We start from the raw sequence: 16189 nt of genomic DNA, 5'->3' as shown, positions 1-16189 counted from the left end.
CAGGATTTGCAGTATTAATGAATTTTCAGGATTGAAAAACGGTATGGTTTTGGACTGAAAAAATCAGAACACATTGCTAAAACAGCATATTAGCACATTAAAAATTAGCACTTTAACGAATGATTCGCACTGCACTTACCGGCACTTTTTTACTCGTTTTCGCTACCGTTTCTTTCGGGCAGCGAAACAATTACAAGCGTTTTGAAAAAACCAAAGGGCCTGAAGTGAAAGTTACGACTTACCACGATTCGGCATACGCTAAGATCAGGGAACGTTACTTCATCCTGACCAAACCAGACACGCTGATAACCGGGCAATACCGCAAATTTTACCGCAGCGGAAAACCGGAAGTAAAAGCCAAATTCGTGAACGGCAAACCCGACAGCATTTACACCGAATTTTACGAAACCGGCGAACCGAAATTACGCGTACAGTACGAAAATGGCATGAAAAACGGCACGTTCCAGGCTTTTCACCCGAACGGAAAAATCTTGCAGGAAGGCAGTTACGTGAACGATCAGCAAAGTAACGTTATCAAAACCTTTTACGAAAATGGCAACCCGAAAATGGAAGCTGCTTTTGTGAACGGTTTTCCGGATGGTTTGGTGAAAGAATATTATCCGGGCGGGCAACTGAAATCGGAAATTACTTATAAAAACAACCAGCAAAACGGGCTGAGTAAAACCTATTACGAAAACGGCCAGCTCGAAACCGAGGCCCAATTTCTGAACGGTAATATTGATGGGTATTACAAAACTTTTTACGACAACGGTCAGCTAAAATCTATTGCGCAGCAAAACAAAGACGGCAAAACCGGCTCGTATAAAAGCTATTACAAAAGCGGCGGTTTAGAAACGGAAGGCACTTACAAAACCGTTAAAATTGAAAAGCAGCCGGAAATGTTCTTCGATGGGAAACAAACCCGCGCCCGCGAAAGCATAGACCTGAGCAGCACCACCGGCAAACGCGACGGCCTGATTAAATCGTATTATGAAAACGGCAAACCGATGCGCATCAGCACCTATAAAGAAGGAATCCTGGTTGGTACTGTGCAGGGCTTTTACGAAAGCGGCAAACTGAAAGAAGAAGTTAAATACAGCAACAACGCGCTGGACCGGAAAATCACCACGTATTACGAAAGCGGCAACGTAAAAGAAGAACAGACTTACAAAAACAAGCTGAAAGCCGGCGAATGGCTCACGTATTACGATGCGCCTAAAAAACTAAAGATCAAAGAACCATATCTCAACGACCGCATTTCCGGCATCCGGTTTACTTATCATGAAAACGGACAGGTTGCAAGCAAAGCCGAACATGTAAATAATAATAAGATCGGCCTGGAAGAAACCTTCTACCCAAGCGGCAAACTTAAAACCGAAACGGAATACAAAAGCGGCAAACGTTCCGGCAAATTCCGGCAGTATTTTGAGAATGGCAAAACGGAAATTACCGGCGCCTTCCGCAACAACCGCGAAACCGGCAACTGGAAATGGATGAACGAAAACGGCAAAACCGTGCGTACCGCAATTTTCCGAAATGGAAAGGAAGTGCCGAAGTAATTTATTCGTAATTAAGTCGAAATTAATATGACATTTTCAAAAGGTACTTCAGTAATCCTTAATTCATTTTTGGGGACTTCAGAACCCGAAGTAGATTTAAATTGCAATGAAAATTATTGGCTGCTAATTGGCAAAAAAGGAAAAATCATTGATTATCATGCGAGTTATCAAGATAGAGTATTGGTGCTATTCAATAATAATTTAGATGATTATGGATTAGAAAATCATAATCCTATTAAGAATTCTCTCTGGATTAAAAAAGCTGATTTAATATTGGACATCGAATAACAATTTTATCTGCCTTAGAAAATCAAAAGTGCCAGGTTAATTGTTTATAGTGTGCTGCCAATAACGGAGTCGGCAGTTTAAATGCACTACCATGAAACAATTAGCCTTGCTTTTGATAATTTTCCTTTTGACTGGTTTTAGCAATTCCGCCAGAAAAAATGAGCCTTTTAAAGTCGAGATCGCATACCGGTCACTTCCTGATCCTAAAACGACTGAGTACATTATTGACAATAAAAAAATGTACCTGACTCATGTGCTCTATGATAATCAGGAGGCATCGTACCAGACTTTAAACAAATCGACCTATAAAGATTTCGACCAGGAAAAGATCATTTCCTTTTTAAAACAAACCAACTGGTCCGAAATTCCGGCCCAATTGGGAAGTGCCGCGGATGGTCCGCACTACATCGTTAAAATAGAAATAGATAACCAGGCTTATAACTTCGATATTCGTAATACTTACCACCCAACTTTTGCCGGTTTATTCACGGTTTGCAACGAAGCAATTCCGGAAAAAGAAAAACGGGAAAAGTATTATTTACCTTATAAATAATGCGAAGGTATTGAAAGTCGAAAAAAATCCTTCCTCCATCAAAAACGCTATCCTTTTTCATTAAAAAACTCGAAATTCTCTTTTACTGATTTTATCATTTTCCCGGGCTTTCTCCGTACTTTTGCGGCTCAATTTCATAGCGTTTTTACGTATAATCTGTTATTAATGAAAGTCTTAAAATTCGGCGGCACTTCTGTAGGTTCCGCAGCCCGTATCAAAAACGTGGCCCATTTAGTGCAGCGCGAAAACCGCCCTGTACTGGTGGTGCTTTCGGCCATGAGTGGCACAACCAATCGTTTAGTTGAAATTACCGAGCTGCTGAAGCATAAACGTACCGACGAAGCTAAGAAACAGATCCAGGAATTACACCGCCAGTACCAGCTCGTAACCGAAGAATTATTCGATACCGAAAACTGGAAAAATCAGGCGCTGCAACTCTTGAACGAGCATTTTCAGTACCTGCAGGCTTTCACGCAAGACCTTTTTACGGTAAACGAAGAGCGCGCTATTTTAGCCCAGGGCGAACTTTTATCTACAGCGCTTTTCCATTTTCATTTACAGGAAACTGACGTGGCCGGAACCTTGCTGCCAGCGTTAAACTTCATGCGACTGGACCAGGACCAGGAACCAGACATGGCTTACATTCGCGAAAACCTGCAAACCGAACTTTCAAAGTACGACCGCAAACAGATCTTTGTAACACAAGGTTATATATGCCGCAATGCTTTCGGCGAAATTGACAACCTGAAACGTGGCGGTTCCGATTATTCGGCGTCTTTAATTGGTGCAGCCATAAAAGCCGAAGAAATTCAGATCTGGACCGATATCGACGGCATGCACAACAACGACCCGCGCGTGGTTAAAAACACCTACCCTATCGCCGAACTTTCCTTCGATGAAGCGGCCGAGCTGGCTTATTTCGGGGCCAAAATTCTGCACCCGAGCAGCGTGTGGCCCGCCAAGCAGGAAAACATTCCGGTACGTTTACTCAACACCATGCAACCGGAAGCGCGCGGCACGTTAATTTCCAGCAAAACCAACGGCCAGAATATTAAAGCGGTAGCTGCCAAAGATGGTATCACGGCTATTAAAATTCAGTCGAGCCGCATGCTTTTGGCTTACGGTTTTCTGCGTAGCGTTTTCGAGGTTTTTGAGGTTTATAAAACCCCGATTGACATGATCACCACTTCGGAAGTTGCCGTTTCCATAACCATAGACGACACCAAACATTTGGGCGCCATTGTAGAAGATCTGAGACTTTACGGCAACGTGGAAGTAGAACAGGATCAGACCATTATCTGTATCGTAGGCGATTTTCTGGCTGAAAGCACGGGTTACGCCTTTAAGATCATTACCGCTTTGCAACACATTCCATTGCGCATGATCTCGTACGGCGGAAGCAAAAACAATATCAGTTTCCTGATAAAATCTGAACATAAAGTGGCGGCTTTAACGGCGCTGAACGATAACGTTTTTGGCGAAGGAGGAAATTAATGCTGCACATCAATAAAACCGAACTGCAAAACAACCCCACCCCTTTTTACGCTTACGATCTGAAGCTGCTCCGCGAAACCTTGCAGGCAGCAGCCAAAGAAGCGCAGAAACACGATTACCACGTACATTACGCCCTGAAAGCCAACACCAACGATCCGGTTTTAGCGGAGATCAGAAATGTGGGTTTTGGCGCCGATTGCGTAAGCGGGAATGAAGTTAAAAAAGCGCTGGCAGCAGGTTTTACCGCCGATAAAGTAGTTTTTGCCGGCGTTGGAAAATCGGATGCGGAAATAAATTTCGGACTGGAAAACGATATTTTCTGTTTTAATGCCGAATCGGTACATGAGCTGGAAGTCCTGAACGAACTGGCCGGTAAAATGGGCAAAAAAGCGCGTATTGCGCTCCGCATCAACCCGAACGTTAATGCTAAAACGCACCATTACATTACTACCGGTTTAGAAGAAAACAAATTCGGGATCAACTTCTGGGAACTGCCACAACTCATTGATTATCTGCCAACTTTAACCAATCTGCAACTGGTAGGCTTGCATTTTCACATTGGCTCTCAGATCACGGAATTAAGCGTTTTCAAGCAATTATGCCTCCGCGTTAACGAAATTCAGGGTTGGTTTTTAAGCCGCAACATTAAAGTAGAACATTTGAATTTAGGCGGCGGCTTAGGCGTAAATTATCACGAACCAGATGCAGAAGCCATTCCGGATTTTGCTATGTATTTCGGGATATTTAAAGAATTTCTAAAACCGGAACCGGGCCAGCAAGTACATTTTGAACTTGGCAGGGCGTTGGTAGCGCAGTGTGGCACGTTAGTTTCTAAAGTGCTCTACATTAAAAAAGGTATCAAAACCAATTTTGTAATTCTGGATGCCGGCATGACCGAATTGATGCGTCCGGCGCTTTACCAGGCTTACCATAAAATTGAGAACCTTACCAGCCATGAACCTGATTTGCGTTACGATGTAGTTGGCCCGATCTGCGAATCTTCCGATTGTTTTGGCAAAGCGGTAATGCTCCCGGAAACCAACCGCGGTGATCTGCTGGCCATTCGTACCGCCGGCGCTTACGGCGAGGTTATGAGTTCAGGATATAATTTACGGGAAAAAGCACCCGCATTTTATTTCGAAGGCTGATAGTTTTGAAGGTAAAAACGATAGCGTTTTTTACTGAAAACGCTATCGTTTTAAACACAAAAAGTCTGATGCAGCACCTAGATGCAGCGTCAGACTTTTTTAATTTTATCAAATTAAAGAATCAAAAACTGAGCATTTTCAAATCTTCAAATTCCCAAATCCATTAGATCTGATCCAAAACTAAATTCTGGAAGAAATCTGGCTCTCCGATCTTGATCCCAGGATTTTCGTGGAAATAATTGGCCATATCGAGCGCGTTTCCGGCCGCATTTTTATCGGCAGATAAAAGGTAAATATTATTTCCCAGCTCTTCTACCAAACGGGTGTTGGTTCGTTTCATCAGTTTTTCGAGCAGCGCTTTACTTACCGGTTCTTCCAGGGTTACAATAAACTGGTTAGTAATGCCCAAACGGCCCTGTTTATCTTCCGTACGCGAAAAGAACGGCGTGGCATACATTATTTTCGGATGCTGTTCCAGTAAATTGAACTTCAGTTCCATGGTGCCGGGAGTAATTTCGCCCCGCGTGGAAACGACCGTTACATCGGCTGAACCTGAGTTTGTTTCGTCGAGAATATTACCCAGAAACTCATATTCGCTCAGGATTTTGTCTTTGGTTGCTTTATCGGTGCCATCAGCAAAACCGATGATGAGCATATCTGTCAGAACCGGGCCTAATTCAACCTTCTGATCCTGATAATAGAAGTAGTGGGAAGCTCCAGAGTTTGCCATATTTTTATAAAATAGCTGGAAGTTTTTTCCTTCCTATAACGCACGCCCTGCCTTTAGGTTCTGACTTTTTATATTAAAAACGCTATACTTTGCACCTGAAAAAGTCAGAAGCCGGCATTTCTCAAAACTTCGGGGCCGAAAAAATGTTCTTAAAACCGGAAAAACCGTATGCATTTGCAGCTCAAAACTAACCGCTATGAAAATATTACTGACCGGCGCCAACGGTTACATTGGTAAGAGATTGTTACCGGTGTTGCTAGAAAAAGGGCACGAAATAACCTGCCTGGTGCGCGACCCGCGAAGGTTTGAGCTGGAAGAAAGCCTGAAAGAAAAAGTAAAAATCGTAAAAGCCGACCTGCTCGATGAAGCCAGCTTAAACCAACTGCCCACCGAAATTGATGCTGCTTATTACCTCGTACATTCTATGGGCGGCAGCCAGGATTTTTACAGCGCCGAAGCCCGTTCAGCCGAAAACTTCAAAACATATTTAAACCGGACTTCGGCAAATCAACTGATCTATTTAAGCGGCCTTTCTTACGGCGAAAAACTTTCCAGGCACATGGCTTCGCGAAGCAACGTGGAGCAGGTTTTGCGCACCGGCAACATACCAGTTACCGTTTTGAGGGCTTCCATTATTATCGGTTCCGGCTCGGCTTCCTTCGAAATTATCCGCGATCTGGTGGAAAAACTGCCGGTCATGATCACGCCGAAATGGTTGAATTCCCGTTGCCAGCCCATTGCCATTCGTGATGTACTTTTTTATTTATCGGAAGTGCTTACCTGCGAGCCTTGCCGGAATAAAACCCTCGATATTGGCGGCCCAGATATTCTCACGTACAAACAAATGCTCCTGAAACTGGCCGAAATCCGGGGCCTGAAACGTCGCATTATTACGCTGCCAATTCTTACGCCCAAACTTTCTTCTTACTGGCTTTATTTTTTAACCAGCACCACTTTTTCTATTGCCCGAAGCCTGGTTGAAAGCCTGAAATCGGATACCGTTGTGCAAAATGACCAGATAAAAAACCTTATTCCGCACGCCTGCATTCCTTACGAAGAAGCGTTAAAACTCGCCTTCAGCAAGATCGAACAGAATTCGGTAATTTCCAGCTGGACAGATGCTTTGGTGAGCGGAACGATCAGGCAGGATTACATGGATTTTGTGCAGATTCCGCAAAACGGCGTGCTTACCGATAAACAAATCATTCCGCTGGAAGGCGAGTATAACCACGTGCTGGAAAATATCTGGCAGATCGGCGGAAAGCGTGGCTGGTACAAAACCGATTGGCTCTGGAACATTCGTGGTTTTCTGGATAAAATGGTGGGCGGTGTAGGTTTACGGCGCGGCCGTCGTCATCCGACTGACCTGAAAGCAGGCGATACGCTCGATTTCTGGCGGGTACTTTTAGCCGATAAACAAAACAAACGCTTGCTGCTTTACGCCGAAATGAAACTTCCCGGCGAAGCCTGGCTCCAGTTCCGGATATTTGAAGAAAACGGTAAAAATTACCTGGAGCAACTCGCCGCTTTCCGGCCAAAAGGTTTGTGGGGAAGATTATACTGGTACAGTGTTCTGCCTTTTCACTTCATTATTTTTGGTGGCATGGCGCGCAACCTGATCCGGAAAGCGGTTTAAACCTTGCAAAAACGGTATGCTTTTGGCCCGAAAAACTGCTTAGAATAAATTTTTGAAATTCCGTAACGAATAACAACTTTCATTTATAAAAGTTATGCCCAATCCAGAGAAAGAAATCTAGCCGATTCGTTCAATATTTACCGAACCTTCCTACCTTTGCAGCAATCATTTATTACTACTTTTTTCTGAATGGACGCGCTTAAAGAAACAAATTTCGAATTCCTGGGTCAGACCGGTTTTTATCGTGGCAAAGTACGCGATGTGTATTATTTCGGCAATAAATTAGCCATTGTAGCCACCGACCGCATTTCAGCTTTTGATGTGGTTCTGCCCCGCGCCATTCCGTATAAAGGCCAGGTACTGAACCAGATAGCGGCTTACCATTTAAAAGCTACTTCCGATATTGTACCGAACTGGGTATTAAGCCAGCCGGATCCGAACGTAGCCATCGGTCATTTCTGCGAACCTTTTAAAGTTGAAATGGTTATACGTGGATATTTGGCCGGCCATGCGTGGCGCGTTTACCAGAGCGGCGAACGCATGCTGTGCGGCGTTGCTTTACCGGAAGGCCTGAAAGAAAATGACCGTTTGCCGGAGCCCATTATTACGCCAAGCACCAAAGCCGATCAGGGTCACGACGAAGATATTTCGCGGGAAGAAATTATCCGTCAGGGCATTGTGAGCGAAGAAGATTACGTGCAACTGGAGAATTACACCCGGGCTTTATTTAAACGCGGCACCGATCTGGGAACCAAGCAAGGGCTTATTCTGGTTGATACTAAATATGAATTTGGTAAACTCGATGGCCAGATCTACCTGATCGATGAGATCCATACGCCTGATTCTTCGCGCTATTTTTATGCTGAAGGCTACGAAGAAAGACAGAAAAACAACGAACCCCAGAAACAACTTTCCAAGGAGTTCGTAAGGCAATGGCTGATCGAAAATAATTTTCAGGGCAAAGACGGCCAGCAGATCCCGGAGATGACCGACGAAAAGGTTTCGGAGATCTCGGAGCGCTACCTGGAGCTTTACCACAATGTTACAGGCCAGAAGTTTGTTAAAACCGGCTATGAAGGCATTCTGGAAAGAATTGAGAAAAGCATAAAAGAAAACATTTTTTAACGCGAAATTTTACAAAAGTCTCGTTACTTTTTACTAGATTCGCACTTTAAACCATATTACCGCGACGTATGAAATACACGATCGATAAAAAAGAGAACTATACCGTCATTACCATCGACGAGAAAAAGCTTGACACGACGATTGCCCCTGATCTGAAGTCTGAATTCGTGAAGCTCAACGCCGAAGGTATCAATAACCTGATCCTGGATCTTACCAACGTAAAATATACTGACTCTTCCGGCCTGAGCTCGATCCTGATTGCCAACCGTTTGTGCAATTCTTCTAACGGCTTGCTTATTTTAACTGGTCTGCAGGACCACGTAATGAAGCTGATCACGATCTCTAAACTGGAGTCTGTTCTGAACATTCTGCCAACAGTAGAAGAAGGCATCGACCGCATTTTTCTGCACGAAATTGAGCGCGACCTGACGAATAAGGAAGACTAACGAAACCTTAAAAAGGGAGCAGGATTGGATTTTGAACTCAAAATATTGGGCAGTTCTTCCGCCATTCCTGCTCCCAATCGTTTCCATACGGCCCAGGTACTTACCGTTGGCAGCCATCTTAATTTAATAGACTGCGGCGAAGGTACCCAAAGTCAGTTAATGCGGTACAAGATCAAGCATCACCGCATTCTCAATATTTTTATCAGCCATCTGCACGGCGACCATTACTTCGGTTTATTCGGGTTGCTTTCTACCATGCATCTGCAGATGCGCACAACTCCTTTGAATCTGTTCGGGCCTCCCGGCTTAGCCGAACTTTTAACGCTGCAGTTCAAGGTTTCCAATACCAATATCAATTTCCCGATCACTTTTCACGAGATAGATCCTACGGTTTATAAACGGATCTATGAGGATAAAACCATTACGGTGCATACCTTGCCCATGCAGCACCGCGTACCTTGCTGCGGTTTTTTGTTCAAAGAAAAGCCAAAACCGCGCCACCTGGTAAAAGAAAAACTGCCCTCCTTTCTTACCCCTCCGCAACTCGTTCGCCTGAAATTCGGAGAAGATGTTATGGATGAGTACGGCGAAATTCTGGTGCATAACAAAGATGTTACTACTGATCCTAAACGCAGCCGCAGCTACGCGTATTGCTCCGATACCAAGTACAAAGAAGATATTCTGCCTTACATTAAGGGTGCCGATCTGCTTTACCACGAGGCAACCTTTATGCACGACATGGCAGACCGTGCGGCATATACCAACCACAGCACTGCCCAACAGGCAGCAACGCTCGCATTAAAAGCGAATGTAAAACGCTTGCTCATTGGTCATTTTTCGGCCCGCTACAAAGACCTTACGCCGCTGCTGGAAGAAGCCAAAGCCATTTTCGAAAATACGACACTTGCCATAGAAGGGAAAACAATTGGCGTATTGGAATACGATTTCCGGGACGAATTTGCTAATTAATTACTAATTTATTGCCCGACTTTTAGACGATAAAAGCATAGCATTTTAGGCATTATTCTTTCTTCTTCCCTATTTTTCAAGACAAAGATCTTCCGTAACAGTTCTTTCAAACTTTAATAGAAATATGTCCGAAATACTCAGACAACATATTGGCAAGTTTGTGGAGATAAGTGAAGAAGAATTCGCTGCAGTTCTTCCGTATTTCAGAACGGCAGAGATCAGAAAAAAGGAGAATTTACTTACGGAAGGACAAATTTGTAAATCGAATTATTTTGTGCTGAAAGGTTGTCTCAGGAAGTTTTTTATTAATAAAAAAGGCGTTGAACAAACTACTGAATTTGCGATTGAAACCTGGTGGATCACCGATAATATTTCGTTCGAACATCAGACTAAATCTGAATTTTATATACAGGCAGTAGAACCTTCAACGATCCTGATTATTGATCACGATTCGCAGGAAAAATTATTGCTTCAACATCCGAAAATGGAGCGGTATTTCAGATTTATATATCAACGCGCTTACGCGGCGGCCCAGATGCGCATAAAATACTTGTTCGATTATTCAAAAGAAGAATTTTACCATTCTTTCAATAGCAGTTACCCGGATTTTGTGCAGCGCATTCCGCAATATCTGTTAGCTTCCTTTTTAGGATTTACGCCGGAATATTTGAGCGAATTACGAAATAAAAACCGTTCTTAAACCAGTTTAAGTTTTATTGGTTTTGCCTGGGCTACCTTTGTATATCATTAAAACTTAAGTTCATGAGCAACAGAATCAACATCCAGGAAATCGACCCGAAAGCCTACAAGGCCATGTTTGCGTTGGAAGGTTATTTAGGTACCACAGAAATAAACAGAACGCACAAAGAACTCATTAAGATCAGAGCTTCGCAGATAAATGGTTGTGCATTTTGCATTGATATGCACACCAAAGATGCGCTTAAAAACGGCGAAACTCCCCAGCGTATTTTCTTATTGAATGCCTGGAAAGAAACCGAACTTTTTACCGAAGAAGAAAAAGTGCTCTTAGCTGTTACCGAAGAAATTACTTTAATTCACAAGCAAGGCCTGACCGACAAAACGTATCAGAAAGCAATTGAAACTTTCGGGGAGCGTTATGTGGCGCAACTTATTATGTTCGTGGTAACCATTAATGCCTGGAACCGAATTGCGATCAGCACGCAATTAGAAATTCCGAAGTAAAAAGCTTCTATCTAAAAAACAAAGCGAAGTGGCAATGCTTCGCTTTGTTTTTTAGATAGAAATTTCTGTTTAAAAATGCGTCAAAGTTTTCAGCACTTTTTAGGGCTAAAAGGATAGCGTTTTACTGATACAACTTCCGGTAATATTCATCGGCCATTCTATCAGAATCGAAATAAGGAAGCACGGCGCGCATGCTATTTTTCATGATGCGGAGCCATTTACTGCGGTCTTCATAGTACATCGGAATAATTTCGCGTTCCAGTATATTCATCATGTTTTCATAATCAATATCATCCTGCACTTCCGTTGGTAAAGAGCTGTCCACGATCGGGAAGAGGAAGCTATTTTCGCCGTGGCGGCCAAATTCAGGTATCCAGCCATCCTGCACCGAAAAATTAATAGCACCGTTCATAGCCGCCGTCATGCCGCTGGTACCCGAAGCTTCGCGTGGCCGGCGGGGCGTATTCAGCCAGATATCGGCGCCCTGTTTCAATTTCCGCGACAGGTCTATTTCGTAGCCTGTAAGCACCGCAAAATTCTTTTTCTGATCAGATAGCCGAATCAATTTATTGAACACATCGATGGCGTTGTAGTCGAAAGGATACGGTTTTCCGGCCCAGATCACCTGTACCTGGTCCTGTTCGCAAACCAGGTTATAGAACCGGTTCAGATCGCGGAGCAGCAGATCGGCTCGTTTATAAGCGGCAAAACGGCGCGCCCAGACAATGGTGAGCACATCCGACCGGAAGAGTTTGCCCGTTTGGTCGGCTACCACTTCAAAAAGCGGCTTCTTCATTTCGGCTTTGCGGCGCGTCAGGCCTTCATCGTCGTTATTTTCCAGGGTTTTGTATAAAGCCTTATCGCGCCAGAAACCGTTATGCTGCGCATTGGTAATGGCTATAATTTCGGCTACTGCCTCGTTGCCGTACCACATTTTCCGGGCCACTTCGCCGTGCAGTTGCGAAACCCCGTTAGCCCGTTTAGATAGCCGCAAAGCTGCCAGCGTATGATCGAAACTGTTGCCCCGAATCCCGGTAATATAGCGCACTTCTTCCAGATCAAGATTGTTAAAATACGACATGGAATTCAGAAAATGGATATCGTGCTCTTCGTTGCCGGCTTTTTCGGGGGTATGCGTGGTAAAAACCAGGCGTTTACGCACTTCGTTAACGTCGCGGTATTTATCGTAAAGGTGAAAAGCCAGCGGCAAGGCATGGGCCTCGTTCATGTGGTGCATGCCGGCTCCGCCTAACGCTTCTACCACTTTTGCGCCCCCAACCCCGAGTACAATACTCTGCGCAATGCGGGTAGAAACTTCCTGATCGTAGAGTTTATGGGTAATGGTACGGGCCAGGTGGTCGTTCTGCGGAATATCGGTAGTGAGCAGGTAAATGGGCACCGTGCCGAAAGTGGAGGGCTTTAATACCAGCGCTTTTACCCAAACCGGGTGATTATGAATGCTAACCTGCACCATTATGCCGGTTTCTTCGAGGTAGGTATAGAATTTCTTCTGGAAGGCAATGCGCATGGAAAGGTCTTCGTGGCGCCCCTGGTCGTAATAACCAAATTTCCAGAGCATCCCGATCCCGATCATATTTTGCCGCAGATCGCGGGCGCTGCGCATGTGTGAACCGGCCAGAAAACCGAGTCCACCGGAGTAAATTTTAAGTGCCTGGTGAATGCCGAATTCCATGCTGAAATAAGCAACCCGTTCGGCGTATTTTTCATTGATATTGTACGGATGGTGCCATTTGCTGTATTGTGCCATATTTACTTGCGACGAAAACCTGGTTTCCGGTTTGGTATGGTTAAAAATTGATCTTCTAAAAACGCGGCTTTCACGGAATTGGTATAAATCAGTTTCCGGCTAAAGCTTGTGTTCACGTTTCGAATAGCTTTTAAACGGCTTTCAGATCTTCCTGTTCAAAAAAATTGCGGATGGTATTCTATTCATAACCCTCACAAAATGCTTTTCTGACTTTTTCGCCTCCAGACCCTACCGTTTTTCTTTCTGAAACTGCAACTATGCATCATAGAAAATAATCAGGGTACCCGCTGTTTAAAATTTCAGACTTTTTTAGCTTAAACCATAGCGTTTTTGCGGCAGAATCTGCATCTTTCGGATTATGGTTCCAAACGCTACGTTTCAGCAGAAAAAGACTTTTCTTTTTATTGTACTCTCTTGCATTGTGCTTACCAACGCCATTTTAGCCGAATTGCTGGGCGTAAAGATATTCTCGCTGGAAGCCCTTTTTGGGCTGCCGCCCGCCAACATTCATTTGTTTACCGATTCGCCGCTCAGTTTTAGCCTGACTGCTGGGGTAGTTATCTGGCCGGTGGTTTTTATTACTTCCGATATTATAAATGAATATTTCGGCAAGGAAGGCGTGAAACGCATCAGTTGGCTTACGGTGGTGTTTATATTGTTTGCGTTCCTGATCATTTCGGTGGTTACAGCTTTGCCTCCGGCCCAATTCTGGCTTGATCTGAACAACAAAGATGCGGCTGGAAATGCATTCAACATCGATTATGCGTACGGCAGTATTTTCCGGCAAGGTATGGGCATTATTCTGGGTTCGGTGAGTGCGTTTCTACTTTCGCAGTTTTTAGATGCTACCATTTTTCACTGGCTCCGGAAAACCACCGGGCAGCGCATGATCTGGTTGCGAGCGACGGGTTCTACGGTAGTTTCGCAGCTGGTAGATAGTTTCGTGGTGCTGTTCATCGCGTTTTACGTTTTCGGAAACTGGCCCCTAAACCTGATCATTTCTGTCATGATCGTGAATTATATTTATAAATTCTGCGTGGCCGTTTTGCTTACGCCTTTGCTTTATGTAGCCCATTATTTTATTGATCTTTACCTGGGCAAAGAAGCGGCGCACCAGCTCGAAACCGAAGCGATCCATAACCCGCTGGCCCACCCTGGAAAAAATAATTAAAGGCAGCTTTTACTTTTTCAGCCTGAAACCCTACCGTTTTTTACGCTGCATTTCGTTACTTTGCATAATTAAATTTGACTTTTTATGGCACGAATCTTAACTGGTATTCAGAGTACCGGCCGGCCGCACCTGGGCAATTTACTGGGCGCTATTCTTCCGGCAATTACTTTGTCTGAAAACTCCGCAAACGAATCGCTTTACTTTATTGCGGACCTGCATGCTTTAACCACCATTCGCGATGCGGAAGTTATGCGCGCGAACACGTATGCCGTTGCGGCTGCCTGGCTGGCTTGTGGTTTCGATACGGAGAAGCATATTTTTTACCGTCAATCTGATGTGCCGCAGGTTTCGGAACTAACCTGGTATCTGAGCTGCTTTACGCCGTTCCCGATGCTGGCCAACGCCCATTCTTTCAAAGATAAATCGAACCGTCTGGCCGATGTAAATGCGGGTTTGTTTACATACCCGGTTTTAATGGCGGCCGATATAATTATGTATGATGCGGAATTTGTTCCGGTTGGAAAAGACCAGATCCAGCACCTGGAAATTGCCCGCGATATTGCCAGCGCTTTCAATAACCGCTATGGCGAAACGTTTGTATTGCCGCAAGCCAAAGTAGAAGAAGCCATTATGACGATTCCGGGCACTACCGGCGAAAAAATGAGCAAAAGCTATGGCAATACCATCGATGTTTTTGTGCCGGAAAAAGAACTGCTGAAAACCGTACGTAGCATTGTAAGCGACAGCAAAACCCTGGAAGAACCAAAAGATCCGGAAACGGATACGACCTTTAAATTATTTGCTCTGCTGGCTACACCGGAAGAAACCGAAACAATGCGACAGAATTATCTGAATGGCAACTACGGTTACGGCCACGCTAAAAATGCGCTTTACGAAGTAATTTTGCGCCGCTTTGCAAAGGAACGTGAACTGTTTAATTATTACATGATTAACCTGCCGGAACTGGATGCGAAGCTGAAAGTTGGCGCCGAAAAAGCCTATGAAATTGGCAGCAAAACGTTAGCCCGAGTAAGGGAAAAAGTAGGTTATCTGCCAAAGGTTTAAGTCTCGGATTTTTTAATAATAGAAAGCCACTGCGTTTGTAGTGGCTTTTTTTTGTTTTTCATGGTTTCTTTAAACAATAATTATAGAGCTTTTTTAAAACAAAAAACGCTATACTTTTATGCTCAAAAAGTATAGCGTTTTCAAACGAAAGTTTATCTGAATCTTTAGTCGCCGACCACAAAACTTTCCACTTCCCGAACTTCGCCGGCATCTAAATTTCCAAGTTGCATATCGCCGATCCGCACCCTAACCAAACGCAAAGTCGGAAAACCAACGGTGGCGGTCATTTTACGGACCTGGCGGAATTTGCCTTCCCGCACCGTAATGGAAACCCAACTGGTAGGACCATGACGGTCGTCGCGGATCTTGCGGCGGCGTTGCGGGAAATCGGGAACGGTTTCTACTTTAAAAGCTTTACAGGGAAGTGTCTGGTAGGTTTCGGAGCGGTGCACAATTTCTACGCCCTCTTGTAATCGGGCAATTGCTTCGTCAGTAATTAAGCCATCAACCTGCGCGTAATATTCCTTTTCTATTTTTTTGCTCCGGATAAATTCGCTCATTTTGCCGTCGGTGGTAAGCAAAAGTAGGCCTTCGCTGTCTTCATCCAAACGACCAATGGACATGGTTCCGGCGGGGAAATCGTAAAATTCGCCGAGCAGTTTTTTACTTTTTAATTCGCACACAAACTGGCATAAATAGCCGTAGGGTTTGTGAATAATGAAATGTTTGTGATCCATAAATGTTTTTTCCGCCACGCAAAACCGGCAGGCCTATCCAACAAAAAACGCTATACTTTTCGTTCTCAAAAGCATAGCGTTTTGCGGTACAAAGATACTGAAACTTAATAAGTTTACGGAAGCCTACTTTTAACAGCCATAAGCAATGCTTACCACGATGTATTTCGTTTCAATTAGCTTTTTTTTACTGAACCGTTGCAGCCGGAAAAGAAAAGCATCGTAGCCATAATTATACAGTTTTTTGTTTCTGGTAAGCGTTGCGACCGAATCGTATTCGCCGGGAATAACCACCAACGT

Annotated in this window: 17 protein-coding genes; 13 read left to right on the top strand and 4 right to left on the bottom strand. The window is 44.2% G+C overall.

Annotated features, from left to right (window positions below; translation table 11 throughout):
* Positions 1–119: 119 nt before the first annotated feature.
* The 5 genes from ACFPIB_RS13565 (at position 120) to lysA (ending at position 5042) form a co-directional block, all read left to right on the top strand.
* Positions 120–1559, top strand: coding sequence for a toxin-antitoxin system YwqK family antitoxin (locus ACFPIB_RS13565; protein WP_378018006.1), 1440 nt, complete (start codon positions 120–122; stop codon positions 1557–1559).
* 27 nt (positions 1560–1586) lie between these two features.
* Complete coding sequence (locus ACFPIB_RS13560) at positions 1587–1847, top strand: hypothetical protein (protein ID WP_378018005.1); 261 nt, start codon at positions 1587–1589, stop codon at positions 1845–1847.
* Positions 1848–2085: 238 nt separating this feature from the next.
* Positions 2086–2400, top strand: a complete 315-nt coding sequence (locus tag ACFPIB_RS13555) for a hypothetical protein (protein ID WP_378018004.1) — start codon at positions 2086–2088, stop codon at positions 2398–2400.
* 165 nt (positions 2401–2565) lie between these two features.
* On the top strand, positions 2566–3894 hold the full coding sequence (locus ACFPIB_RS13550) for an aspartate kinase (RefSeq protein ID WP_378018003.1): 1329 nt from the start codon (positions 2566–2568) through the stop codon (positions 3892–3894).
* Positions 3894–5042 carry a diaminopimelate decarboxylase gene (gene lysA, locus ACFPIB_RS13545; protein ID WP_378018002.1) on the top strand — a complete coding sequence of 383 codons (1149 nt, stop codon included), beginning with the start codon at positions 3894–3896 and terminating at the stop codon, positions 5040–5042. Before ACFPIB_RS13550 ends, lysA begins: the two co-directional genes overlap by 1 nt.
* A 163-nt stretch (positions 5043–5205) precedes the next feature.
* On the opposite strand, the gene ACFPIB_RS13540 is transcribed toward lysA, so the two are convergent.
* A complete protein-coding gene (locus ACFPIB_RS13540; protein WP_378018001.1) occupies positions 5206–5772 on the bottom strand; it encodes a hypothetical protein in 567 nt (188 codons plus the stop codon).
* 196 nt (positions 5773–5968) lie between these two features.
* On the opposite strand from ACFPIB_RS13540, the gene ACFPIB_RS13535 reads away from it, so the two are divergent.
* From ACFPIB_RS13535 to ACFPIB_RS13510, 6 genes are all read left to right on the top strand, one after another.
* Entirely contained in the window at positions 5969–7408 is a 1440-nt protein-coding gene (locus ACFPIB_RS13535) for an SDR family oxidoreductase (RefSeq protein ID WP_378018000.1), read from the top strand.
* Positions 7409–7597: 189 nt separating this feature from the next.
* Positions 7598–8533, top strand: a complete 936-nt coding sequence (locus ACFPIB_RS13530; RefSeq protein WP_378017999.1) for a phosphoribosylaminoimidazolesuccinocarboxamide synthase — start codon at positions 7598–7600, stop codon at positions 8531–8533.
* Between the two features lie 68 nt (positions 8534–8601).
* Positions 8602–8979, top strand: coding sequence for an STAS domain-containing protein (locus ACFPIB_RS13525; protein ID WP_150904158.1), 378 nt, complete (start codon positions 8602–8604; stop codon positions 8977–8979).
* Between the two features lie 24 nt (positions 8980–9003).
* Complete coding sequence (locus ACFPIB_RS13520) at positions 9004–9948, top strand: ribonuclease Z (protein WP_378017998.1); 945 nt, start codon at positions 9004–9006, stop codon at positions 9946–9948.
* Between the two features lie 124 nt (positions 9949–10072).
* Entirely contained in the window at positions 10073–10648 is a 576-nt protein-coding gene (locus ACFPIB_RS13515; protein ID WP_378017997.1) for a Crp/Fnr family transcriptional regulator, read from the top strand.
* A gap of 62 nt (positions 10649–10710) precedes the next feature.
* Positions 10711–11151 (top strand): carboxymuconolactone decarboxylase family protein, encoded by a 441-nt coding sequence (locus tag ACFPIB_RS13510; RefSeq protein ID WP_378017996.1) that lies wholly within the window; start codon positions 10711–10713, stop codon positions 11149–11151.
* A gap of 121 nt (positions 11152–11272) precedes the next feature.
* On the opposite strand, the gene glgP is transcribed toward ACFPIB_RS13510, so the two are convergent.
* Positions 11273–12919 (bottom strand): alpha-glucan family phosphorylase, encoded by a 1647-nt coding sequence (gene glgP / locus ACFPIB_RS13505; protein WP_378017995.1) that lies wholly within the window; start codon positions 12917–12919, stop codon positions 11273–11275.
* 358 nt (positions 12920–13277) lie between these two features.
* Between glgP and ACFPIB_RS13500 the strand changes: the two genes are divergently transcribed.
* A complete protein-coding gene (locus ACFPIB_RS13500; RefSeq protein ID WP_378017994.1) occupies positions 13278–14090 on the top strand; it encodes a queuosine precursor transporter in 813 nt (270 codons plus the stop codon).
* An 84-nt stretch (positions 14091–14174) separates the two neighbouring features.
* Positions 14175–15155: a tryptophan--tRNA ligase gene (gene trpS / locus ACFPIB_RS13495; protein ID WP_378017993.1), complete on the top strand. Its 981-nt coding sequence runs from the start codon at positions 14175–14177 to the stop codon at positions 15153–15155.
* 164 nt (positions 15156–15319) lie between these two features.
* On the opposite strand, the gene ACFPIB_RS13490 is transcribed toward trpS, so the two are convergent.
* Entirely contained in the window at positions 15320–15892 is a 573-nt protein-coding gene (locus tag ACFPIB_RS13490; protein ID WP_378017992.1) for a pseudouridine synthase, read from the bottom strand.
* Positions 15893–16021: 129 nt separating this feature from the next.
* Complete coding sequence (locus tag ACFPIB_RS13485; RefSeq protein ID WP_378017991.1) at positions 16022–16186, bottom strand: hypothetical protein; 165 nt, start codon at positions 16184–16186, stop codon at positions 16022–16024.
* Positions 16187–16189: the final 3 nt, after the last annotated feature.

The sequence above is a fragment of the Adhaeribacter terreus genome, assembly GCF_042657365.1.
GTDB lineage: Bacteria > Bacteroidota > Bacteroidia > Cytophagales > Hymenobacteraceae > Adhaeribacter_A > Adhaeribacter_A terreus.
This window is presented reverse-complemented; position numbering and strand designations above follow the sequence as displayed.